This window comes from Ponticoccus litoralis (genome assembly GCF_039769985.1).
GTDB lineage: Bacteria > Pseudomonadota > Alphaproteobacteria > Rhodobacterales > Rhodobacteraceae > Ponticoccus > Ponticoccus litoralis.
Genome location: NZ_JBDNCH010000002.1, coordinates 2,524,926 through 2,546,063 on the forward strand (window position 1 = coordinate 2,524,926; position 21,138 = coordinate 2,546,063).

Sequence of the window (21,138 nt, forward strand, 5' to 3'; positions counted from 1 at the left end):
AATGGACTTTCGGGAAACATCAAACGGGGGTAGGTGCGCAGGCTGTATTTGGTTTGCAGCGGAAGGCGAAATAACCCCGGACACGCCTCATCGCTTCCGTGAGTACTTTGGTGAGGAGCAGAACTTAGAGTTCGGCTCAACTATAGTAATCAACTCAAAAGGAGGAGACCTCGCGGCAGCGTTGGAGCTTGGAAGGTTGTTCCGATCTCACTCTGTCAGTATCAGTATCGGGAATACAGAACCACTGGCAGAGTACGGGGATAGCACATCTCAAGTTCTTGAGGGGGAGTGCTTGTCAGCCTGCGCCTATGCTTTTCTTGGCGCAAAAGTCCGTCATCTATCGGATGAGGACAAGCTGGGCTTTCACCAGTTTTTTGACCGAGACATTTTTTATAATAAGGATGAAGCAGAATTTGGCATAGCCGATCGGCTGCGAGACCAATACGTCGTTGGTGAATTGATCAGCTATCTCGTCGAGATGGACGTATCAACGGAGCTATATTCGTACGCCTCCTCCGCTCCACCGGATTCCTTTGCCTTCGTCACGAAAGACTATGCGGAGCGGACCAGGATCATCGACAATCCGCGCGATATGAGCCCGTGGTCAATTCTTCCACTTGCTTCGGGCTTGATGCTTGAGACACGGTCGTATGATGAGCAAAAGGGTTTGCGGTTCTTCTGCTTGAAGCGAGAGAAGGGCAGGGTTCACGTACAGATTTTGAACCGTTCGCCAGATGGTTCCGGGAACCTTGTCAGCCAGTACGCACAAGGAACGCCTGAGGACTATTTCGTGTCGATGGTAAGCAAATTCTCAAGCGAGTTGAGATATCCCGACAAGACCAGCACAGGCGAAAATAAAAGCTTCGATCTCGACCTAAGATTCAATAAAATTTTGTCCGAACCTGAAAGCGGTTACCACGTCAATTTCGACTTCACCATGAGTGCCCGCGAGTTCAAAGCGACTGTGGGTGCCGACCACCTCTACTTCTGGCCGGGGCATGCGTATATTCCGCTCGTGAACTTTTGGGGAAGCTTTGTCGCATCCGCACTGCCGTCAGGCATGTCCCAAGAACTGAATGATATCGTCTTGAGGAATTGCGTATGATCCGAACGATCTTCCGAGCTTCGATTTTGTTCGTAGTTTCGTGTCTTCCTTCTCAAGCAGAAGACATGACATTTAAGAAGGTTAGTAACGGAGGAAACTGCTACGTGGGCTGTGCCTGGACGGTCGCTGAGGGCGTTATTACCGCCGACACGCCGGCACTATTTGCGAAATTTCTTGACGAGGAAGGTGCCGCTGGCACCGTCATGCTCCACTCCGAGGGCGGCGACGCCAGCGCTGCGATTGAGCTTTCTCGGGCGTTTCGAGCCAACGGCGTCGATACCATGATTGGGATGTCACGCGCTTATTTCGACGCTTGGCACGAACCCGTCGAAGGTGGCAAGTGTCTGGGACCTTGCGCGTTGGCCTTCTTAGGGGGTAAGAACAGAACGGTTGGGCTCAAGACATTTAATCATCAAATGACCGGCGATCTCGCTTTTGAAAAAATCAAAGGCTCGGAAATGATTGCGTCTATAGATGCAAGTGTTACGGGCGAAGACCGGCTTCAGGAACAGATGGAAATCGGTGTATTCGTGAATTTCCTTTTGGAAATGGATGTAAGCCCTGAACTATACGCCGCACTTTCGAAACTTCCACTCGGACAACGTCTCGAAGTTGACGCGAAGTTGGCCGGAGAACTGAATGTTGCCAGTTCTGTCGAGAACGACAGCAAATGGCAGTTGATCCAATTCGGAAACGGCTTGGCGGTAAGCACTCGCCCAACTAAGAAGTCAGACAGTGTCCTGTCGGCATTCTGCCACTCTGGCGTCTACGTCATTGGGCGTTCTTTTACAGAAGTCGATTCCGACGGAGACCCTTGTGATGATAATTTCTGCTATCCCATCAACAACATGGAAGTCAGGTTTGATGGTTCCAGTGTTGAAATCGCCGGCAATTCTTTTGGGGTAGAATATATTGGCACTATGTATAACTCTGGTGCTGACGGAGAAAGAGCTGTGGTGATGATGTCTGTGTCAGTAGAGGCTCTCAAATCTCTACCAAAAGCGACTGGGATAACTTTGATCCCTCGCGAACAATCCCGCGTCATGCTCGCGGAAAGCCAAGTCATGGAATTCTATTGGGGTGAGACATTCGACAGCAGACTGATCGACCTCGCCATGAAAAACTGTGCCGGGTAGTTTGCCTCGACGTCAGCAGTTCTCTTCATACTTAATCAGATCGTCAAGGTAGCTCCCAAGGTCATCCAATAGGAGTTCTTTGCTGATCTCTCGGGTGTAGGGAAGTAATAGACAGGCATAACGAGTTGCGGACTCACCAATCGTTCCCGCCACCACATCCGCGTCACAAAGCCCGGACTGGACGCAGATCGCAACTTCGTCAAAAAAGCTTATGATGGCGATGATATCCTGCTGCATCCCGGCTGGATCGTCGCTCACCTCAACCATGTTTGCTACGATCCCAGCAATCGCCGACCTTTCGATTGCCATATCAAACCTGCCAAGTTTCAGCTTGGTCAATTCGATCGAAATGTTGCGCTGGGCGGCAAACATTTCTCCTGAATCCATGCCACTCGCCATTTCCATGGCCACTTCGCGCTTAGACTGATCGATCTGATAGCGGTAGGAGTACACAGCGATCACAAGAGAAACGATGACCGTCACATTCGCCGCGATAGTCGATAGGCTTTTCCAAAAGTTCAGCGATCGCATACGTCTCTCTTGGGGATGTATGCCATGTCACCTTCAATGCGAATAACGTCGCTCGACAGACATTTGAAATCCTCAGAGGTGAAGGAGATCACAGTGTTATTGGGTGAGTTGTCGGCACGAGTTTTGACGTTCCCGATACTCGTATTGCCTCTTTGTTTGAGAGCGCCGACATAAGGATCAGGGTTTGGACATGCAGGAGCGACGATTATGACCACAGGTGAGCCCACCGCCAGATACTGAGAGGAGTGTTCCAAAATGCACTTGGCTTGATCAGAGGTGACAACCCACTCTTCATTGTTCTGTGCGACCGCGGGCGAGCCTATGACCAACATCAATGAGACAGAAAACTTCGTCAACATTTCACAAGGCTTGAACGATTTCGATTCTGGGAATGAAGCGGTAAATACGGTCGGCAGTCAAGTCCTTAGCTTGGTTGCTGGCGGATCGAGTTGTCTGCGGTCAAAGGGTGTCGTTCAGGCAGCGCGCGAATAGACCGCAACTCGGGTCGATCTGCCGAAAACCGCTCTACAGTAGATGTCCACATCGCGAAGGAGGTTGACCCTGATACGACGCTTCACCCAATCAAGACGTTGACACATGAAGCAGCGAAGGTCCGCTCCCCGCCCGGTGTACGCCGCGGTCTGCGTCGTTGGCATCCGGCAGTCCATCGTAACTCGTGCCTGGCGAACGTCTGCATTTTGCGGTCTCAGCGGCTCGTCAGGCCACTTCGCAAGAAACGGATAGGGCGTCGGGTTTACTCGCAAGCGAGTTTGTTGCCACCATGGGTACAAACTGCCCGATCTTCAAACCTCCGGATTTTCCTCGCTCATAGGTTCGTCCGTCGTGGGCGACTTGGGTGTGCGACTTGTTGCGGCAGCGTCGACGGCGGCACGGCGTGCAACCAAAGCGAGATCTGGCCGCTACCGAAATTACGCCATGGCTGCTCGTCCGCAGGGAGCGTGGAAACTTTCTTCTCGCGATGTCCTGATCATCACCGTGCGAGAACATGTCCGCCCTCGTCGCGCTGGCCCCGGGAGCGTGACGCCGATGGCCCTTGAAGTGGTCGTCTGAAGAAAATTTGGAGGATATTTTTTCGCATTTTCAGGGGGTTGATTCCAATTCAGCAAGAGCCTTGAAGGCCGGGCGCATTTTTCTGTTTTGGATTTTCAGCGGATTCGCGGACCTTCCCCTTGTGCAAGGTCGGCGGTCCATGAGGGCCACGTCCTGCGCAAAAGAAAACGCGCACCCTCGGGTGCGCGCACTGGAAGTTGGGGCAAAGATCGCCCGTGTATCACTTGCCAAGCTAGAGGCCGAAAACGGTCCGGGCAAGCGCGGTCTGAGCTCCAGGATGAAAATATGACTACTCCGGAAACGCCTCGTTTCCGGGAATGGAGACGGCATGTCGAATTACGAAGACTGGTTGCAGGACCAACCGGCACCCAAGAAGAAACAGCCAGCCCTGGTGGTGGCACCGATCCACGGGGTGCTTCCCTATGCTGGTGCTCTCAATCCGCTGACCCGCAGCGACACGGCCAAGCGGGTGTCGGTTGCGATCGCAACGCCGATGACGGGCGGCATCCGGCAGGTCTACCACTATGATGGCGAGTCCGAATACGCCGTCACCCTGGATGCCCTTCGCAGCCCCGAACTCTATGGGCTGGAAGTGCAGCTTGCGCCTGTTTACTACTATTGCCGTCGCCAGAGGGGAGTGTACCCCCATCATTTCGACTTGCGGCTGACCTTCAAGGATGGGTACCGGCGCGCGGTCTTCGTGCGCAACGCGACGAGCTTGGCGAAGCGCGAAACCCAGGACGAGATCGACGACATCTTCGCGGCGGTCACCGAGGACTTCGCTGACGACTGCATGGTCGTCTGCACCGATGACTACACGCGGGCCTATCGCGACAACCTTCGCCGTATCTGGGACTATCTGCAGGTGTCGGACGATGACGCGGATGCGCTCGTCGAGGATGCCGCACGCAATACCAGCTATTGGTATCTGAGCGACCTGATCGCGAATTGCGACATGGAACCATGGCGCTGTTACCAGGCGGCGATGCGGCTCATCGGCCAGAATGTGCTCTGGACGGACATGCATGGGGTCATCGACTACCCCTCCCGCGTCGCTCTGAACACATGACTTCGCAGCCGCTCTACAACATCCCCAAGGGATCCATCCTGAAGCTGGATGGCCGCGAACTGATGGTGTCGGTTCGCGAGGAGAGCGGATATGCGGTGCGGTGTCTCGACAGCGGTGAGTGCTTCAGCCTGACGGTTGAACGGGTCGACGATGCAATCCGGGAGCGGGATTGCGAGGTGATCAAGCCGGCGGATGCAGAGAAGAGGTATGCCCTTCTGGAGTACACCGGCGGCATTGAACGCGTGGAGCAGTTTCCGGAAGAGACCCAGCGTATCGTGCAGGGCCGTCTGGCCCTCGTATTGGCCCAGGACGCGCTACGTGAAGAGGGCGAAAAACTCACTCAGCGCTCCATGGACAAGGCCGGGAAGCATCGCCGTCTTGTGCTGGAGCGAGCTGATAGGATCGCACCCGGTTTCAATTTCCTCAGAACTCGGCGGGGCGGCAAACTGGCCGCCGGCTTTGATGTTCCTCAGGGGCGTACTCTCGCCAGCTATCATGATGTCTATCATCGCTTCGATCGCAACCCGGTGGTTCTGGCCGACCGCGATCACAAGAAGGGACGCCGGGAACCCAGGCTCTGGGATTGGCAGGAGCGGTTCATCAGTTTCGTGCTGGATTGTTGGCTAGTTCCACAGAAGCCGAAGCTGGCCGATCTTTATGCACAGGCGAAGGAGGAGTTTCACCGCTCTCCCCAGGAGATCGCGCAATGTATCAGTTTTCCGACGATCACGACGATCCGAAGCAGGATCAAGGCCATCTCGGAAGTCGTGCGCGTTATCGGTCGGGGCGGAAAGCGGCACGCGACGAACGTAAAGGGGCCCGGTTCAACGGACGTGCGCGCCCTGGCGTTCGGTGAGAAGTTCGAAACCGATCAGTGCCTGCTGTCGATCTTCACCTCCGGCGACGGCGTCGTCAGAGCGAAGGTGATCGATCCCAAGCAGGCACCACAAGAGCTCGCGGACAACGAGGTCCGACGCTGCTGGCTTCACCTGATCATCGACGTCGCGACCCGCGAGGTGCTTGGTTGGGTTATCTCCGAGACAGCAGACGCCGACCATACCAAAGCGCTGCTTCGGATGGCGACGCGGGACAAGACCAAGGAAAAGGTCCGGTACGGATGCAAGCAGGAGCCAGTGCCTCCCGTGCGGCTGGGCCTCAGCCTGGCCGACAATGGTACCGCCACTCGAAATGCCGATGTCTATGCCAGCCAACTTGGTATGGGCATGAGCGTCATGACTGCGCGTGCCTACCAGCCCCTGGATAAGCAAGTGGTCGAACGGGTGTTCGGGACACTGCAGTGGCAGGTGCTCAATACCCTGCCTGGGTACACGGGCAGTCGTCCTGGAGAGTTGGCCGGGTACGACCCGAAGAATTCTGCCAAGCTCAGCCATGATCAGCTTTACGGCATCATCACGCGGTACTTCATCGACGAGTATCCCTTCCGACCGCATCGCGGCACCGGGATGAACGGGGCGACCCCACGCCAGAAGCGAGAGGAAGCGCAGAAGCGATATGGCGCTATCGAGGCGCCCTCCCAGCGTGACAGGTGTCTCCATCTTGGCGCAAAGGTCATTGCGACCACGACTTCAGATGGCGTTCGGGCCTTCAATATCCCCTTCAATTCGAGCCAGCTCGTGCGCTTCGATGATGGCAAGTCCAAGCGGGTTACGGTTCATCTCGACCCCGACGACCTCCGCAAGGTCTATGTCACCGCCGAGGGAGTGGAGGAGGTCATGGAGGCAGAGCTGAGCATGACTGTCTTCAAAGACCAATCGCTCGAGGAGGCCATTGAGATCATGGAGGCAGCGTCGAGATCCAACCCGACGCTGCGTGAGCTGCATGACCGACATTTGAGAGAAGCTCGCGCGCGTCGCGCGCGCGACTCCGGTTTCTTCCCGGATTCACGCGATCCGTCGAGCTACCCGACACTCGCGCAACTCGAGGCTCGCGCAAGCGAACTGCTTCAGGTCGAAACGCGCCCCGCCGCCTACATCGGCGCCACTTCTGCTCCCGGGCAGCTCATGAGCAGGGGACGCGCGTCGGGTGTGGTGCCGGCACGCCCGGTACCGGTACGGCTCCGTCCAAACCGCCATCCGCATCGACGCCTCCCAGGGCAAGCGCACCTTCGCCGGAGTCCGCTGGACCGACGGATGTAGCCCCAGGGAAGGTGAGCACTTCGGCGCCAGACCCTGACGACATCAAGACCATGACCTTCGGCCACATCAAGGATAGCAAACTGTGACCAACCCCTTCATCATCCCCTCGTTGGCAAACCTGAATGCGGACCTGGCGCAGCGTCATTTCCCGCTCGCCAGGGGCGAGGAACTTCAGCAGACCTTCGCGCAGCTCTTCAGTCGCCACCTGGGGCGTCTGCAGTCTGGCAAGGGCTTCGAGGCGCGCAGCCTCCTTGTGACGGGGCTGTCTGGCTCGGGTAAGACGGTCGAGATCTCGGACATGCTGAACCGCTTCAACGAGAGCGCTGTTCCCATGCCGGACGGCAAGGATGCGCGGTTTGCAAGCTGCGTGCTGGAGGCGAAAGGGAGCTGGAAGGACCTTGGCCGCAAGACGCTGCACGCCTTGGGCTATCCTATTACGAACAAGACCCGCCGGACCCAGTTTGAAATCTGGGATCTGGTCATCAAGCAGGCCAAGCTCCAGGGCGTCATCGGCATCTACTACGATGAGGCCCAGCATATCATGCGCGGAAAGTCGGATGCCGAGGTCCTGAGCGTCCTGGATGCGTTCAAGACGCTCATGAAGTCACACGACTGGCCGCTAATGCTGATCCTTTCGGGCGTGCCGGAACTGGGTGACTACGTGCAGCGCGAGCCACAACTCGATCGGCTGATGACAAGGATCGAGTTCCAGGAAATCGATTTGAGCAGTGCGCCCGGGCATCCGGCACAGGACTACGAAACCCTCAACGAGATCGTTGGCAGCTACGCGATCAGCGCGGGGCTCAAAGTAGATGCCGGCCTACCGACGGGAGATTTCCTGCACCGCCTTGCGACTGCCGGTGCATTCCGGTGGGGCCTGGTCATCGACATGGTCGTCGATGCCGTGGCACTTGCCGTTGCCAGGAGGGAAGGGGTGGTTGAGCGGTCGGATTTCGTGGCGGCCTGGTGTGAGAAAACCGGAATGAACCAGCTGGCGACGCCGTTCACCCATGACAGCTACGAGAGGATGTTCCGGAGGGACAAGCCGTTCCGGGCTGCCATCGGCACCTGATCTTCCAGGACAATTCAGTCTTCGAGAAACCCGCGCTTCGGCGCGGGTTTTTTCATGCATGGATTCTGGCGCCCGGTTGCCCGCGCGGGCTAAGCCTCTGATGCTGCTTAGGTTTTTGGTTTCTGCGCAGGCATTTTCTTTTACTCTGGAAATCGCGTCCGGCAAGTTTTTGAAAATGTTTATGGATTCCTTGCGCCGAATCGGAAGTGATTGATTTTGCGCATTCATCTGCTTTCTCTGACTGCAGAAGTCAGAGAAAGCAGATGAATGCGCAAACGGAAGCATAAGTCTGCGCAAGGGGTGTCAAGGGCGAAACGTACCGCCTGGTGCCCCTGGGCTGCGCTCTGAAGGACGCTGATAGAGGCGCTGGGGCAGACGCTCCGGCGCCTTTCGCGTAGGAAGGGGATGTGGGGTTCGTGGCATGAAGCGGCGGATCTGGCGGAGGACCGTTGTGCCCTCCCTGTAAGAGCCTGAGCATGGCGCAGTGGGGCTGGCTTGCGATGGTGGGACCTTGGACACGAGGTCGCTGAGACGCGGTGGGAACTCCGATGAAGACCATTAAGCCGACGCAAGCTGTCGCTACGATCCTCAGCCGATATCAGCGTCAGAGAAATTGTCAGGTGCCCGTCACAGCATCAGATGTCTACGCTGACAGCATTGCTCGCGTCTGTGGAGACGACGTTGACCTCGATCCGGTCGAACGGGGCCTCATACACCTCAAGCGCCAGAAGGTAATTTCCGGTAGAAGACTGGTCGCGCTTCTTGCTCGCCATCAGCGCGAGATTAGACCTGAGTGACGCCTCCAGGGGGCTTCCTGGGCTGCTGGGCTCAACACCAGATACGAATACACGAGGCGCCATCGCTCTTGGGAGCGAATGGTTTGCTTCAAGGGGGCGTAGTCCCCACTCACGTCCGGCGCTGCATGATGATCTGTCCGCGAAGGGCGGGGAGCAGACATTCGCGGCGGCGACGATCCAATCACCCACAAGAGGTGGAAGCCGACATTCGGAGCGGACCAAGATCGAGGGTTGTTCTGCATCGCCGCATGACCGAGCCAAGCCCTTTTCCGACGGTCGGTCGACAGATCAGACGGCTTGATCTGCTACAATGCCCCCTGAGCGCCAGCGCTGGCAGCGAACAGCGGTTCGGCGTCGCACCCTCGGATTGAGCCGCGCGACGGCGTCATTTTCTGGTGACCTGAAGAACACTTTCATGAACACATGTCATGATCTTGCCGAACGTAGCCGGTCGATCAAAAGCCGTAGAGCCGAGCTAAGATTCCGCCGCCCCATGTAGCACAGATGGTAACCGTCGAAGGGCGGGCAGAAGTCCGCGAGGACCCTGCGCGCACGTCCGGTATCGAGGTCAGCGCGGACTTCCGGCAGCGGCAGGTAGCCGAGCCCGTGACCAGCCCGCACCGCTTCCATCACAAGGCCGGGGTCGTTCAGGATGAAGGGACCGGTCAGCTTCTTCACCACCTCGGTGCCCTCGATCTCGAACTCCCAGTCATAGACCGGCCCGTCGGATCTGTGCCGCATCAGGATACAGTCATGGGCGTCGAGATCGTCGGGGTGCTTCGGCGTGCCACGCCGCGCGAGGTAATCGGCGCTGGCGACCGCCGCCATTTCCAACTGTGGCCCGACGGGGACTGCGATCATGTCGGGGCTCAGGTGTTCGCCGAGCCGGATTGCGCAGTCAAAGCGGTCTTCGGCAAGATCAGAAAGCCGCCCTTCGCTGCTGATCTCGATGCGCACGTCGGGATAATCGCGCACCAATTGCGAGGCCACCGGCCAGAGGATGTCGCGGGTGGCGGGCACGCTGGAGGTCACCCGCACCAGCCCCGACGGACGCTCGCCCAGCGAGCGGATTTCCTCGATGCGGTTGCCGAGTTTCTGAAAGCTGGGGCGCAGCGCCGCGAGAAGCTGTTCGCCCGCATCGGTGGGGGTCACCTTCCGCGCGCTGCGGTTGAGCAGCCGCACGCCGATCTTGTCTTCGAGCCGCCGGATTGTGTGGCTCACGGCGGATTGCGACACGCCGAGACGGTGCCCGGCGCGGGTGAAGTTGCCCTCTTCGGTGACGGCGAGCAGGGTCGAAAGATCGCCGAGCAATTCACGGTCCATGGCGCGCTCCTTCTGTAGCTCGCGGTGTTCTGGGGCACCGAACAGCCTGACGCAAAGGAAATGCGCCGCCCATGCATGAATCCAGCTCATAGCAACGATAAGGCCAGGCGGGCTTATCCGGCCCCGGGGGCAGCTCCAGATTGGAGGGCAGACGACACATCCGAACCGGAGTTCCTAAGATGACCACCCCGACCGTTCCCCAAAACCCCGCCCGCCGCGAGCTGCTGCTGACTGCCGGAATGGGCGCCGCTGCGCTTGGCATGGCCTCGCTGAGCGCCGAGGCCGCACTGGCGCAGGCGACCACCGAGTGGGACAAGACCTTCCCACAGAGCGACCGCGTCGACCACCGCAAGGTCAGCTTCACCAACCGCTACGGCATCGCGCTGGTGGGTGATCTCTACCTACCAAAAGACCGCGGCGACGCTCTTCTTCCGGCGCTTGCGGTCGTCGGCCCTTTCGGCGCCGTCAAGGAGCAGGCCGCGGGCCTCTACGCGCAGGAAATGGCCGAGCGCGGCTTTGCCGCCGTGGCGTTCGATCCCTCCTACATCGGCGAAAGCGGCGGAGCGCCGCGCTACGTCGCCTCGCCCGACATCAACACCGAGGACTTCATGGCCGCGGTTGACTTCCTTGGCCTGCAGGACGCAGTGGACCGCGACCGCATCGGCATGATCGGCATCTGTGGCTTTGGCGGCATGGCGCTCAACGCCGCCTCGCCCGACAAGCGGGTCAAGGCAGTGGCTGTGACCTCGATGTACGACATGAGCCGGGTGAACGCCCGCGGCTATTTCGATGCGATGACCGAGGAAGATCGCACCGAGGCGCTGACCGCCATGAGCCTGCAGCGCTGGGAAGACGCCGCCTCGGACGAGGCTCCGAAGCTGGCCGGTGGCCTGCCCGGCACGCTGGATGGCATCGATAACCCGGTAATCGCCATGTATCACGCCTACTACAAGACGGACCGCGGTTATCACCCGCGCTCGCTCAACTCGAACGGCGGCTGGAACGTCACCTCGGCCATGTCCTTCATGAACATGCCGCAGCTCACCTACATCCATGAGATATCGCCGCGCCCGGCGCTGATCATCGCGGGGTCCGAGGCGCATTCTCGCTACTTCAGCGAAGACGCCTATGCCGCGGCCCGCGACCCCAAGGAACTGGTGATCATCGACGGCGCGGATCACTGCGATCTCTATGACCAGAAGAACATCATACCCTTCGACCGACTTCAGGCGTTCTTCGAAGGCCATCTCGCGTAAGTCCCGGGCCTGCCCCCGAATGCGGGGGCAGGTCTCATCGCCCTTTCCAGATCATGGAGACGCCCCAATGAAAATGACCCTCGCCACTCTTGCACTGAGCCTCGCCGCCCCGGCAGCCTTCGCCCAGCAGATGACACAGACCACGCCTCTCGAGCGGGGCGGCCAGATCGGCAGCCCCGAGACCTTCACCGGCACGGTCTTTGTCGCGCCGGTCTTCGGCCCCGGGATGAACGAGGTCAGCGCAGGTGAAGTGACCTTCATGCCCGGCGCCCGCTCGGCGTGGCACACGCATCCCGTGGGCCAGTACCTCATCGTGACCGCCGGAACCGGCTGGTACCGAGGAAGAAGGCGAGGACAGGCAGGTGATGCGCACCGGCGATGTGGTCTTTGCCCCGGCAAGGGTAAGCCACTGGCACGGCGCGACGGGCGGAACCTCCGTCACCCATTACGCGATCCAGGCGGTTCAGGACGGCTCGGCAGTGACATGGGGGGAGCTGGTCTCTGACGAGGACTATGGCGGCTGAGACCGGCGTGATCGGTCCCCGCCCCATCGCCACTTCACCGATATCTAGGATGTTCGCATGAAAACCCGGATCATTGCTTCCGCCTTCGTTCTCGCCAGCACAGCCGCCTCGGCGCAGGATCTTTCCCGCACGCTGCCTGCCGCCGCCGACAAGGTGGCTCCGGCCCTCGCTGCTTATGCTAGGGATGACCTCTTCGGCGCGGTCTGGACCGACGAGACGCTCTCGATGCGCGACCGCGCGCTGGTCACCTTCGCGGCGCTGGTCACACACCACAAAGCGGACACTCTCGGCTGGCATACCGAACTGGCACTCGACGCGGGCGTGACCCCGGCGGAGCTGTCGGAAACCATCACCCATCTCGCGTTCTATACCGGCTGGGGCAACGCCACAGCGGCAGCCGAGGCCATGGCCCCGGTCTATGAGGCGCGCGGCGTGACCGCCGAAGACCTGCCCGCCCTCGACCCCGACCTGCTGCCGCTGGACGAAGAGGCCGAGGCGGCGCGGGAAGAGACGGTCCAGTCCAATTTCGCCAATGTCAGCCCCGGCGTCGTCGACACAACGCGCGATATTCTGTTCAATGACCTCTGGCTGCGCCCGGCCCTTGCGCCCCGCGACCGCAGCATGGTCACCGTCGCGGCGCTGATCGCCGCCGGTCAAGCCGAGCAGATGGCCTTTCACCTGAACCGCGCGATGGACAACGGGCTGACGCAGGAGGAGGCAGGCGCGATGCTGTCGCATCTTGCCTTCTACGCAGGCTGGCCCGTGGTGTTTGCCGCGATGCCCGTGGCGCGGCAGGTGTTCGAGAGCCGCGCAGACTGAAATCCTGCGGCGCGGGCACTGCCTCGCCGCCTCACTAACAGAGACATTCCATGAAGATCATCCGAGCTGGCAGCACGCCCTCCGCCCCCGGTCCCGAGGACTACTTTACCGGAACCGTGCGGATCGACCCCATGTTCCAAGCCGACGCGCCGGGTCGCACCAGCGGTGCCCATGTCACCTTCGAGCCCGGCGCCCGCACCGCGTGGCACACCCATCCGGCGGGACAGACCATCATCATCACCTTCGGTACGCGGCCGGGTCCAGCGCGAAGGCGGCCCGATCGAAGAGGTCAGAACGGGCGACGTGGTCTTCTTCCCCGCCGAGGAGAAACACTGGCACGGCGCATCGCCCCATACCGCCATGTCGCACATCGCCATTCAGGAGAGCATTGATGGCACGCCGGTGACTTGGCTGGAGAAGGTTTCCGATGCGGACTACGCCGGCTGAAGGCAACCGCGCGGCCACATACTGTGGTGGCGGCGCGGCGACGACTGCAAGGCCGAGTTCCGACGCTCCGAGACCTGGGCGTGAGCGACGGTTTGCTTTGAGACGCCATCGACGGACGTCCAGTAACTCCGAGCGTGAGTTCGCCTATGCCTCGGCTTTGCAACCACGGCGAATGGCCGGTCTGGTGAGGCTGCTCCGCAGCGAAGGCGACTTTTATGAACGCTAGGAGTGGGCCGGGAGCAGCGGCGCTTCCGGCTGAGGTCCCACACCTGCGCATCACGCAGCCCCTACGGTGCCTGCGCCGCGATCATCCGGCAGGAAATCGATAACCTCATTCGGGTTGATTACTTGGCCTTCTCTGTCCCCCTCGCAGATCGCGATGAACTGTGCCGATCAGCCCCTTCATCGAGTGGCACGTCAGTATGGCCGCATCGCTGTAGCTCTGCTGGCGGCCGCGCCTGCCTGTCTGCGCGGCCTCCCGGATCATTTCGGGATCGAACCAACCTCCCGGGACATTCCTTCGGAATGCCCTGCCGGTCAGGAGATCGTCAGCGAGCCCCGGCGCTTGAGCGCTTCATTGTAGGCTGGCCAGTACCCGGTCTTGTAGTTCGGGGGTGAGGCTGTTCATGCGCCCCAGATACCGGGCTGGATTCACGAGATGAATCCCACGCGGGATTTGTGCAACAGAGCCCCTCACCAACGCAAAGGAGTGAGCCAGGGTACGGCTCAAGACGGTTGAGCCGCTCTTGGCTGCATCCATCGTATCGCTGCAAACGGTTTTTTCGCCCGACGTTGCCGGTGATGGTCCAGTATTCCGGTTCGATTACGGTCTAGCGCATCATCCGGGCGGTGATCGGACCGGCAAAAAGGACAACCACCGCAAGCAGGGGCATGGCCACGGTGAAGGCGCTGGCGGCGCCCTGGGTTTCCACCAGCGTTCCCAGCATCGGTGGCACCGCGAAAAGTGCCAGAAGCGAGACCAGGGAATAGGCCGCCATGGTTCGCGTCGGGGACCGGGTCGGGTGGTTCATGGCCAGCGACGTGGCAACCGGTGCCGCAAGCGCGACACCGCCGCCGATCATCGCAAAGCCCACCCCAAGCCCGAGCGCCCCAAGCCCGAGGCCGGGCGCAACCAGGCTCAGCAACAGTCCCGCCAGGCAGATGATGGCCATGCTGCGCAGCAGCAGCGGCACCGACACCCGTGCGCGCAACCTGTCACCGATCATCCGCGCGGCGAACATGCCCAGGGTGAAGGCGGCATAGATGCGGGCGGCCATCACGGCGTCCAGCTCCAGCGTATTGCGCAGGTAGAACATCGACCAGTCATAGACGACGCCTTCGGTTACGCTGAATCCCGCGACAAGCAGCAGCAGGCACAGGACAAACGCATCGGGCCGGGCGAAGCGCGGGCCCGGATCCGGCACCGGCGGGGCGGCCGCATCCCGATGACGCAGCAACAGCGCGATCAGCGGCAGGCAGGCAACGCCCAGCAGCAGGATCTGGTGGTTGGGCGATAGCGCCGCATCGGCGGCCCGTCCGCCCAGAAGCGCGCCCACGAACAATCCTGCGGACCAGAAGCCATGACTGCGGGAGATCACTTTGCGACCGCTATGTTCTTCGATCCGGGCGGCGATCAGGTTCTTGGCGACCTCCATGATCGCCATGGCGATGCCGTAGCCGAAAAGCGGCAGGGCCAGCCCCATCGGGCCGGGTGCCATGACGCCCGAGGCGGCCAGCGGCAGCAGGACCAGCGCCGCCAGCAGCATTGCACCTGCCACGCGCCGCGCCCCCAGCCTCTCGACCAGCCGGGCGGCCACCGGAAAACCCAAAAGGGTGCCGGCGGTCTGTGCCAGCAGCGCCAGCCCAAGCGCCGAAGGGCCGATGCCCTGGGCGGCGGAGACCTCTGGCAGGCGCGAGAAGAGCGTGACGTATAGCAGCGCATTGGCGAAGAAGATGCTGGCAGGAAGGGTGAACAGGGGCAGAGTCAGGCGGGTCGTCATGGGTTTTCCTTGGGGATCGACCCGCCTGACCAGTTTTCCGGGCCGCTGTCAAAATCCATCGCGGCGGTGCGCAGCAAAATCATCAAACCGTCATCAAGTACTTACAAAAGCGTAATATTTCGCTCCTATCAGCGCGGCTCTCAAGCCTGCCGAACTCATCCGGCGGGACCGATGACCATGCAGGAGCTCCCATGTCCCTCCCTCTTTCGCGCCGTGCCTTCCTCGGCACTGCCGCTGCCTCGACCGCCGCTCTGGCATTGCCCCGCATCACGCTGGCCGCCGATGGTTTCGTCAACGTCTACACCGGCTCCGACAGCAACATCTCGGACTTCTGGACCAACGTGATTCTGCCCGGCTTCAAGGCGGTGAACGGCGATGCGCGCGTCCGCGTCGTGGATGCCGGTGACAACGCCGGCCTGCGCGCGATGGCCGACCGCGCCATGGCTGCACTGGGCGCCGACAACGACCCCCAGGTCGACCTGTTCGAAGCCTATACCCCCGATCAGACCGAAGGCTCGATCGATGCGGGCCTGTGGGTCAACTTTGCCACCGCCGGCATCGACAACATGGACAAGGTCAACCCCGCCGCCAAACAGACCGATTTCGACCTGCCCTATCGCGGCAGCCAGGTCCTGCTGGCCTATGACGCCTCCAAGGTCTCGGCCGAAGATGCCCCCAAGACCTGGGACGAGATGACTGCCTGGATCCACGCCAATCCCGGCCAGTTCATCTACAATCGCCCCGACAAGGGCGGTTCGGGTGGCAACTTCGTGCGTCGCGCCATCCATGAGGCCAATGGCCGTGATCCTCAGAAGTTCACCCTGATGAACTACTCCGACACCTACGCGGAAGAGACGCTGCCGGGCGCATGGGACATCCTGAACGGCCTGGCGCCCAGCCTCTACGAAGGCGGTTCCTATTCCTCGGGCAACACCCAGTCGATCCAGCTGTTGGCCCAGGGCGTCGTGACTATGACCCCCGTCTGGTCCGACCAGGTGCTGCAGTCGATCACCATGGGCGTTCTGCCGGAAAACACCGGCCTGGTGCAGCTTCAGGATCTCGCGCTTTGCGGTGGGTTCTCCCGCATCACCATCCCGACCAACGCGGCCAACCTGGACGTTGCCATGCAACTGGCGGCCTATGTCCTGTCGGTGGACGTCCAGTCCAAGATCATCACCGAACTGGGTGGCTTCCCGGGCGTGACCTGGGACAGCGTCGATCCCGCCCTGCGCGAAAAATACGCCGATGTCATCCCCGCCACCATCCCGACTTTCCCGGGCGGGGGCTGGGATGCGGCGATCAACGACGGCTGGTACCGCACCGTCGCGCCCGGCATTTCGCGGGGCTGAGTGCAATGACCGATCTTTCGTCCGCGGGTAGGGTCCGGGCGGGCGGCACGGCACGACGCAACGGAAGGGGGCTTACGGGCCTCCTTCTCGTTTCTGTGCCGGTCGCCCTGCTTGGCTGGCTCATCATCTACCCGATCTTCAATGCCATCTAGCCGCACCATCCTGCGTACCGATGACAGCGGCACGCGGTTCAGCCTGGACACCTACGTGCGTTTCTTCAGTGATGGCTACTCGCTGGCGAACCTCTGGCTGACGCTGTGGGTCACGGCGGTCTGCGCGATGCTGCTGCTGGCGATCTGCCTGCCGCTGTCGCTCTACCTGCGCTTCGCGAAAAGCCGCGTTGCCGCCGTGGTGCAGGGGCTGTCGCTGTTCCCGATGTTCGTGCCCTCGGTCATCCTGGCCTATGCGCTGATCCGCACCATCGGCCCCAACGGTGGCGTCGACCTGGTGCTGAACGCCCTTGGCCTGCCCAAAATCAATTCTCCTTACCTGACCCCTTGGGGACCAATCATCGGCCTGGTGTGGGACAACATCCCGCTGACCACCCTGATGCTGGTCGCAGGGCTGGGCGCGGTGTCCGACAACGCGGTCGAGGCGGCGCGGGATGCCGGCGCCCGACCCTTGGCGGTGCTGCGCCACATCATCCTGCCGCAGATCGGCAACGCGGTGCTGGTGGTGCTGTCCTTCACCGTGCTGTCGATCTTCTCGGCCTTCACGCTTCCTTACGTCCTCGGACCCGCCTCGCCCGAGATGATGGGCCCCTTCATGCAACGAACCTTCGGACAGGTCATGGACCCCCGCATGGCCGTCACCCAGGCGGTGATCACCTTTGCCATCTGCGCGGTCTTCGGGGCCTTCTACGTCCGCTCCATTGCGCGCAACCGAAAGAACGGTACCGATGACCATCGCAGAGACTTCCCTTGCCACGGCACCTCCCGTGGTCAGCCGCAAGACCCGCCGCCCCGACTGGGTAGGGCTTCTGCTGGCCGTCCTGCTTGGCATCGTGGTGGTGGTGCCACTGGTCGTCGTGGCGATCTGGGCCTTTGCCGAGGTCTGGCGCTATCCCAGCTTGCTGCCCCAGGAATGGGGCCTGCGCTTCTGGAAGGCGACCCTGTCGCGACCCGATGTCTGGGGCGCGATGTCCCTGTCGATCCGGCTGTCCCTGGTGGTCACCGCGCTGTCCGCGCTGATCTGCCTGCCTGCGGCCTATGCCTTTGCGCGGATGGATTTCCCGGGCAAGAACGTGCTCTTCCTGTCCTTCCTTGCCTCCCATGCCTTTCCGAAATTCGGCCTGCTGGTCGCCATCGCCGGGATCTTCCTGAACCTTGGGCTGATCTCGACCTTCTGGGGCGTGGTGCTGATCCAGCTGGTCGGCACGCTGATGATGATGATCTGGATCCCCGTCGCGGCCTTCCAGAACGTCGACCGCGCGATGGAAGAGGCAGCGCGGGACGCGGGCGCCGGGCCGATCCGCGTATTCTGGTCGGTCAGCCTGCCGCAGGCCGCCCCGACCATCTTTGCCGCCGTGCTGCTCAGCTTCGTCGGCACCTTCTATGAAACCGAGGGCGCCTGGCTGATCGGCGCGCCCGAGATCCGCACCATGCCGGTGCTCATGATCACCTACATCAACAATCAGATCGTCGTGCAATATGGTGCGGTGCTGTCGGTCCTTCTGTGGGTCCCCAGCTTCATCGCGCTGATGTTCACCCGTCGTCTTGTCGGGTCCGCATCCTTTGCCAAGGGCTTCGGCGTGTGAGGAAACTGAAATGGCACAACTGACACTCAAGAACCTGGGCAAGTCCTTCGACGGGACCGATGTCATCGCCGACCTGTCGCTGGACGTGGCCGATGGCGAACTGGTCTGCCTGCTGGGGCCGTCCGGGTCAGGCAAGTCCACCGTGCTGCGCATGGTCGGCGGCTTTGAGACGCCGGAGCGCGGCGCCATCCTGATCGACGGAGAGGACGTGACCGACGTGCCCCCCGAAAAGCGCCCCACCGGCATGGTGTTCCAGAGCCACGCGCTCTGGTCGCACATGTCCGTGGCGGACAATGTGGCCTTCGGTCTGAAACTGCGCCGCCTGCCCAAGGCAGAGATCCGGCGCCAGGTGACCGAGGCGCTGGACCTGGTGGGTCTCGGCGATTTCGGCGCGCGCCGTGTCTGGCAGCTGTCCGGTGGCCAGCAGCAACGCGTCGCCATTGCCCGGGCGCTGGTTCTGAAACCCAAGATCCTGCTGCTGGACGAACCCTTCGCCAGCCTGGACCAGCACCTGCGCGAACGCCTGCGCGAGGAACTGCGCGATATCCAGAGACGCCTCGGGATCACCACGCTCTTCGTCACCCACGGTCAGGACGAGGCGCTTGCGCTGGCCGACCGTATCATCGTGCTGCGCGGCGGTGAGATCGAACAGGCGGCCAGCCCCGACCGCATGTACCGCTCTCCCGAGACGCGCTTTGTCGCGGGTTTCATCGGGTCGATGAACTTCCCGGCCTGCGACATGCGCGGCGGGCGGGCCGATCATCCGCTGTTTCCGGTCGAGGCCGTGGTGCCCAATGGCCCCATCGAACTGGCGATCCGCCCCGAGGCGTTGACCGTCTCCCCGGGACGCAGCGCCGGTATGTCTGCCCGCGTCCACCGGCAGACCGATTACGGCACGCACCTGCTGCTGGACATCGTGCTGGAGGATGGCGCCCGGCTGAAGGCGATGTGCCCGCCCTCGGGGGCGTTCGAGGCGGGGCAGGAGGTTGGCCTTTCGGCCTCCCACGTGGCCCTCTTCCGGGATGGGGTGAAACTCGCAGAGGTCCGGCCCGATCAACGCGCCGGCCTGCGTGAGGTGGCTCATGTCTGAGGGCAATGGGTCCGAAGCGGCGGGCCGCACTTCCGTGAGAATCGCGCACGCCGCCGGGGAAACCTGGCTGAAGTGGCATCGCGGCCGTAGGGCAGGCGCGGATTTCGAATTCGATCCGCGCCGCATCCTGGAGGGTATGCTCCTTGGCGCCTCGGTCGAGGTGGATCTGCGGGCTCATGCGGGTGGCGGTTTCGCCGTCCTGCATGATGAGGGGCTCGAGCGGGCCACGACCGGTGCCGGTCAGGTGGCCGACACGTCTGGCCGAGGGGCTGCGCGCGCTGACCCTGCGCGACAACGCAGGCCGGGATACCAGCGTGCCCGTCGCCCTGCTGGGCGATCTCTGCCAGGATATTGCGCAAGCCACGATCGGAGACGGCGCCCTGTTGCAGCTGGACCTGAAGGAAACCTCTGCCACGCTGACCGATGCCGACATTGCCGCCTTTGCCCGCGATGTTGCCCCGGTGCAGCGCCACATGATCCTGTCAGGCGGGGATGCGGCGGCGGTCGGGCGGCTGGCGGAAGCACTGCCCGGGATGCAGCTGGGCCACGATCCCTGCCACAATGGCACGCGCGAGGCGCTGGCCGTGTCGGGCGACAATGCCGGTTTCGTGGCGCGCGCCATGGCCGAGGCGGGCCGTGCGCGAATGATCTACCTGGATATTCGGCTGATCCTCGATGCTTTGTCGCGCGACTTCGACATGATCGGGGCCTTCCACGCCGAAGGTTGCCGGATCGATGCATACACGGTGCAACGGCCAACATCGCAGGCCGTCGCGCTGTGTGAAAGGCTGTTGGGACTGGGGGTCGACCAGATCACCACGGACGACCCCGAAGGGCTTTACGCCGCGCTGACAGCCTGATCGGCGAAGCCCTGCAGAAGCCAGGGATGCATCCCGGCGCTGCCCGCGAGGATGGCGCCGGGATCGCGGATCTCGCCCCCGTCGAAGCCCGTGACGATGCCGCCTGCCTCGCGCAGGATCAGCACCGAGGCGCCATAATCGACCAGGGACAGGCCGTCTTCGAAGAACCCGTCAAGGCGCCCCGCCGCGACATAGGCGATCGACAGCGCAGAGCTCCCCAGCCGTCGCACGCCCGATGTCTGGTCCATCGCGCGCCGCAGTGCCGCGTGATAAACGTCTTCCGGTACGCTGCGCACCTCGCCGCGCACCGGCAGACCAGCGCCGATCACGGTGTTTTCCACGTCCGACATGCCGCGCGCATCCAGCGGCGCACCGTTCAGCCAGGCTCCCTTGCCCTTTTCGGCGGCGAAGACCTCTCCCATCATGGGGTCATAGGTGATGCCCGCCGTGACCTCGCCCCGGTCCATGCGGGTGATCACCACGCCGAAGTGGGGGATGCCCCATGCATAGTTGGTGGTGCCGTCGATCGGGTCGATGACGAAGGTGGGGTGGTCGTCCTCGGCGGACCGGTCGCCCACTTCTTCCTCGCCGCGAATGCCACAGCCGGGGAAGGCCTCTTTCAGCACCGTCAGGATCGCGGCCTCGGCGGCAATGTCGCCGTCGGTCTGGTAGTCGTGGCGGCCCTTCAGAACCATGTCTGGCCGCGCTGCGACGCGCCATGCTGTTGCTGGCGGTTTCGCCACCGGCAAGGGCGGCACGCGCCATGGCGCGCAGGCT

At 61.9% G+C, this 21,138-nt stretch carries 17 protein-coding genes and 3 pseudogenes; 15 read left to right on the forward strand and 5 right to left on the reverse strand.

What is annotated here, in order from left to right; translation table 11 throughout:
- The first annotated feature begins 1 nt into the window (after position 1).
- Together ABFB10_RS13605 and ABFB10_RS13610 are read left to right on the forward strand one after the other, a co-directional pair.
- On the forward strand, positions 2 to 1,105 hold the full coding sequence (locus ABFB10_RS13605; RefSeq protein WP_347166922.1) for a COG3904 family protein: 1,104 nt from the start codon (positions 2 to 4) through the stop codon (positions 1,103 to 1,105).
- The gene (locus ABFB10_RS13610; protein ID WP_347166923.1) at positions 1,102 to 2,241 is read left to right on the forward strand and encodes a hypothetical protein; all 1,140 of its coding nucleotides are present in this window, start codon (positions 1,102 to 1,104) and stop codon (positions 2,239 to 2,241) included. Before ABFB10_RS13605 ends, ABFB10_RS13610 begins: the two co-directional genes overlap by 4 nt.
- Before the next feature lie 12 nt (positions 2,242 to 2,253).
- Here ABFB10_RS13610 and ABFB10_RS13615 read toward each other — a convergent pair whose 3' ends face one another.
- A complete protein-coding gene (locus ABFB10_RS13615; RefSeq protein WP_347166924.1) occupies positions 2,254 to 2,772 on the reverse strand; it encodes a DUF4760 domain-containing protein in 519 nt (172 codons plus the stop codon).
- A gap of 321 nt (positions 2,773 to 3,093) precedes the next feature.
- On the opposite strand from ABFB10_RS13615, the gene ABFB10_RS13620 reads away from it, so the two are divergent.
- From ABFB10_RS13620 to ABFB10_RS13635, 4 genes are all read left to right on the forward strand, one after another.
- A complete protein-coding gene (locus ABFB10_RS13620; protein ID WP_347166925.1) occupies positions 3,094 to 3,264 on the forward strand; it encodes a hypothetical protein in 171 nt (56 codons plus the stop codon).
- A 907-nt stretch (positions 3,265 to 4,171) separates the two neighbouring features.
- The gene (locus ABFB10_RS13625) at positions 4,172 to 4,912 is read left to right on the forward strand and encodes a hypothetical protein (protein WP_347166926.1); all 741 of its coding nucleotides are present in this window, start codon (positions 4,172 to 4,174) and stop codon (positions 4,910 to 4,912) included.
- On the forward strand, positions 4,909 to 7,068 hold the full coding sequence (locus ABFB10_RS13630) for a Mu transposase C-terminal domain-containing protein (RefSeq protein ID WP_347166927.1): 2,160 nt from the start codon (positions 4,909 to 4,911) through the stop codon (positions 7,066 to 7,068). The genes ABFB10_RS13625 and ABFB10_RS13630 overlap by 4 nt, the downstream gene beginning before the upstream one ends.
- Positions 7,069 to 7,150: 82 nt before the next feature.
- Positions 7,151 to 8,140, forward strand: a complete 990-nt coding sequence (locus ABFB10_RS13635; RefSeq protein ID WP_347166928.1) for an ATP-binding protein — start codon at positions 7,151 to 7,153, stop codon at positions 8,138 to 8,140.
- A 1,223-nt stretch (positions 8,141 to 9,363) separates the two neighbouring features.
- Here the strand turns inward: ABFB10_RS13635 and ABFB10_RS13640 are convergent.
- Entirely contained in the window at positions 9,364 to 10,260 is an 897-nt protein-coding gene (locus ABFB10_RS13640) for a LysR family transcriptional regulator (RefSeq protein WP_347166929.1), read from the reverse strand.
- A 179-nt stretch (positions 10,261 to 10,439) separates the two neighbouring features.
- On the opposite strand from ABFB10_RS13640, the gene ABFB10_RS13645 reads away from it, so the two are divergent.
- The 4 genes and pseudogenes from ABFB10_RS13645 (at position 10,440) to ABFB10_RS13660 (ending at position 13,306) form a co-directional block, all read left to right on the forward strand.
- On the forward strand, positions 10,440 to 11,516 hold the full coding sequence (locus ABFB10_RS13645) for an alpha/beta hydrolase (protein WP_347166930.1): 1,077 nt from the start codon (positions 10,440 to 10,442) through the stop codon (positions 11,514 to 11,516).
- A 67-nt stretch (positions 11,517 to 11,583) separates the two neighbouring features.
- A complete protein-coding gene (locus tag ABFB10_RS13650; protein WP_347166931.1) occupies positions 11,584 to 12,021 on the forward strand; it encodes a cupin domain-containing protein in 438 nt (145 codons plus the stop codon).
- A gap of 76 nt (positions 12,022 to 12,097) precedes the next feature.
- On the forward strand, positions 12,098 to 12,859 hold the full coding sequence (locus ABFB10_RS13655) for a carboxymuconolactone decarboxylase family protein (protein ID WP_347166932.1): 762 nt from the start codon (positions 12,098 to 12,100) through the stop codon (positions 12,857 to 12,859).
- A 50-nt stretch (positions 12,860 to 12,909) separates the two neighbouring features.
- Positions 12,910 to 13,306 (forward strand): annotated as a pseudogene (locus ABFB10_RS13660) ((R)-mandelonitrile lyase).
- A gap of 364 nt (positions 13,307 to 13,670) precedes the next feature.
- Here the strand turns inward: ABFB10_RS13660 and ABFB10_RS13665 are convergent.
- Both ABFB10_RS13665 and ABFB10_RS13670 read right to left on the reverse strand, forming a co-directional pair.
- Positions 13,671 to 13,924, reverse strand: a pseudogene (locus ABFB10_RS13665) (hypothetical protein); the annotation flags it as partial.
- 212 nt (positions 13,925 to 14,136) lie between these two features.
- A complete protein-coding gene (locus ABFB10_RS13670) occupies positions 14,137 to 15,306 on the reverse strand; it encodes an MFS transporter (RefSeq protein WP_347166933.1) in 1,170 nt (389 codons plus the stop codon).
- 191 nt (positions 15,307 to 15,497) lie between these two features.
- On the opposite strand from ABFB10_RS13670, the gene ABFB10_RS13675 reads away from it, so the two are divergent.
- The 5 genes and pseudogenes from ABFB10_RS13675 to ABFB10_RS13695 all read left to right on the forward strand — a co-directional run bounded on the left by ABFB10_RS13675 (position 15,498) and on the right by ABFB10_RS13695 (position 20,361).
- Positions 15,498 to 16,655 (forward strand): extracellular solute-binding protein, encoded by a 1,158-nt coding sequence (locus tag ABFB10_RS13675; RefSeq protein WP_347166934.1) that lies wholly within the window; start codon positions 15,498 to 15,500, stop codon positions 16,653 to 16,655.
- Positions 16,656 to 16,934: 279 nt separating this feature from the next.
- A pseudogene (locus tag ABFB10_RS13680) lies at positions 16,935 to 17,471 on the forward strand (ABC transporter permease); the annotation flags it as partial.
- Between the two features lie 82 nt (positions 17,472 to 17,553).
- Complete coding sequence (locus ABFB10_RS13685; RefSeq protein ID WP_347166935.1) at positions 17,554 to 18,411, forward strand: ABC transporter permease; 858 nt, start codon at positions 17,554 to 17,556, stop codon at positions 18,409 to 18,411.
- Positions 18,412 to 18,421: 10 nt separating this feature from the next.
- Positions 18,422 to 19,501: an ABC transporter ATP-binding protein gene (locus ABFB10_RS13690; protein ID WP_347166936.1), complete on the forward strand. Its 1,080-nt coding sequence runs from the start codon at positions 18,422 to 18,424 to the stop codon at positions 19,499 to 19,501.
- A gap of 233 nt (positions 19,502 to 19,734) precedes the next feature.
- Complete coding sequence (locus ABFB10_RS13695; protein WP_347166937.1) at positions 19,735 to 20,361, forward strand: glycerophosphodiester phosphodiesterase; 627 nt, start codon at positions 19,735 to 19,737, stop codon at positions 20,359 to 20,361.
- Here the strand turns inward: ABFB10_RS13695 and ABFB10_RS13700 are convergent.
- A complete protein-coding gene (locus tag ABFB10_RS13700) occupies positions 20,340 to 21,056 on the reverse strand; it encodes an inositol monophosphatase family protein (RefSeq protein WP_347166938.1) in 717 nt (238 codons plus the stop codon). The genes ABFB10_RS13695 and ABFB10_RS13700 overlap by 22 nt on opposite strands.
- Positions 21,057 to 21,138 lie beyond the last annotated feature (82 nt).

What these genes read in the sequence shown, in the direction of transcription:
- ABFB10_RS13675 (WP_347166934.1), top strand. Translation starts at nt 15,498, where the DNA reads ATGTCCCTCCCTCTTTCGCGCCGTGCCTTCCTCGGCACTGCCGCTGCC.
- ABFB10_RS13610 (WP_347166923.1), top strand. Translation starts at nt 1,102, where the DNA reads ATGATCCGAACGATCTTCCGAGCTTCGATTTTGTTCGTAGTTTCGTGT.
- ABFB10_RS13615 (WP_347166924.1), bottom strand. Translation starts at nt 2,772, where the DNA reads ATGCGATCGCTGAACTTTTGGAAAAGCCTATCGACTATCGCGGCGAAT.
- ABFB10_RS13685 (WP_347166935.1), top strand. Translation starts at nt 17,554, where the DNA reads ATGACCATCGCAGAGACTTCCCTTGCCACGGCACCTCCCGTGGTCAGC.
- ABFB10_RS13620 (WP_347166925.1), top strand. Translation starts at nt 3,094, where the DNA reads ATGACCAACATCAATGAGACAGAAAACTTCGTCAACATTTCACAAGGC.
- ABFB10_RS13700 (WP_347166938.1), bottom strand. Translation starts at nt 21,056, where the DNA reads ATGGTTCTGAAGGGCCGCCACGACTACCAGACCGACGGCGACATTGCC.
- ABFB10_RS13645 (WP_347166930.1), top strand. Translation starts at nt 10,440, where the DNA reads ATGACCACCCCGACCGTTCCCCAAAACCCCGCCCGCCGCGAGCTGCTG.
- ABFB10_RS13655 (WP_347166932.1), top strand. Translation starts at nt 12,098, where the DNA reads ATGAAAACCCGGATCATTGCTTCCGCCTTCGTTCTCGCCAGCACAGCC.
- ABFB10_RS13630 (WP_347166927.1), top strand. Translation starts at nt 4,909, where the DNA reads ATGACTTCGCAGCCGCTCTACAACATCCCCAAGGGATCCATCCTGAAG.
- ABFB10_RS13640 (WP_347166929.1), bottom strand. Translation starts at nt 10,260, where the DNA reads ATGGACCGTGAATTGCTCGGCGATCTTTCGACCCTGCTCGCCGTCACC.
- ABFB10_RS13670 (WP_347166933.1), bottom strand. Translation starts at nt 15,306, where the DNA reads ATGACGACCCGCCTGACTCTGCCCCTGTTCACCCTTCCTGCCAGCATC.
- ABFB10_RS13625 (WP_347166926.1), top strand. Translation starts at nt 4,172, where the DNA reads ATGTCGAATTACGAAGACTGGTTGCAGGACCAACCGGCACCCAAGAAG.
- ABFB10_RS13605 (WP_347166922.1), top strand. Translation starts at nt 2, where the DNA reads ATGGACTTTCGGGAAACATCAAACGGGGGTAGGTGCGCAGGCTGTATT.
- ABFB10_RS13650 (WP_347166931.1), top strand. Translation starts at nt 11,584, where the DNA reads ATGAAAATGACCCTCGCCACTCTTGCACTGAGCCTCGCCGCCCCGGCA.
- ABFB10_RS13690 (WP_347166936.1), top strand. Translation starts at nt 18,422, where the DNA reads ATGGCACAACTGACACTCAAGAACCTGGGCAAGTCCTTCGACGGGACC.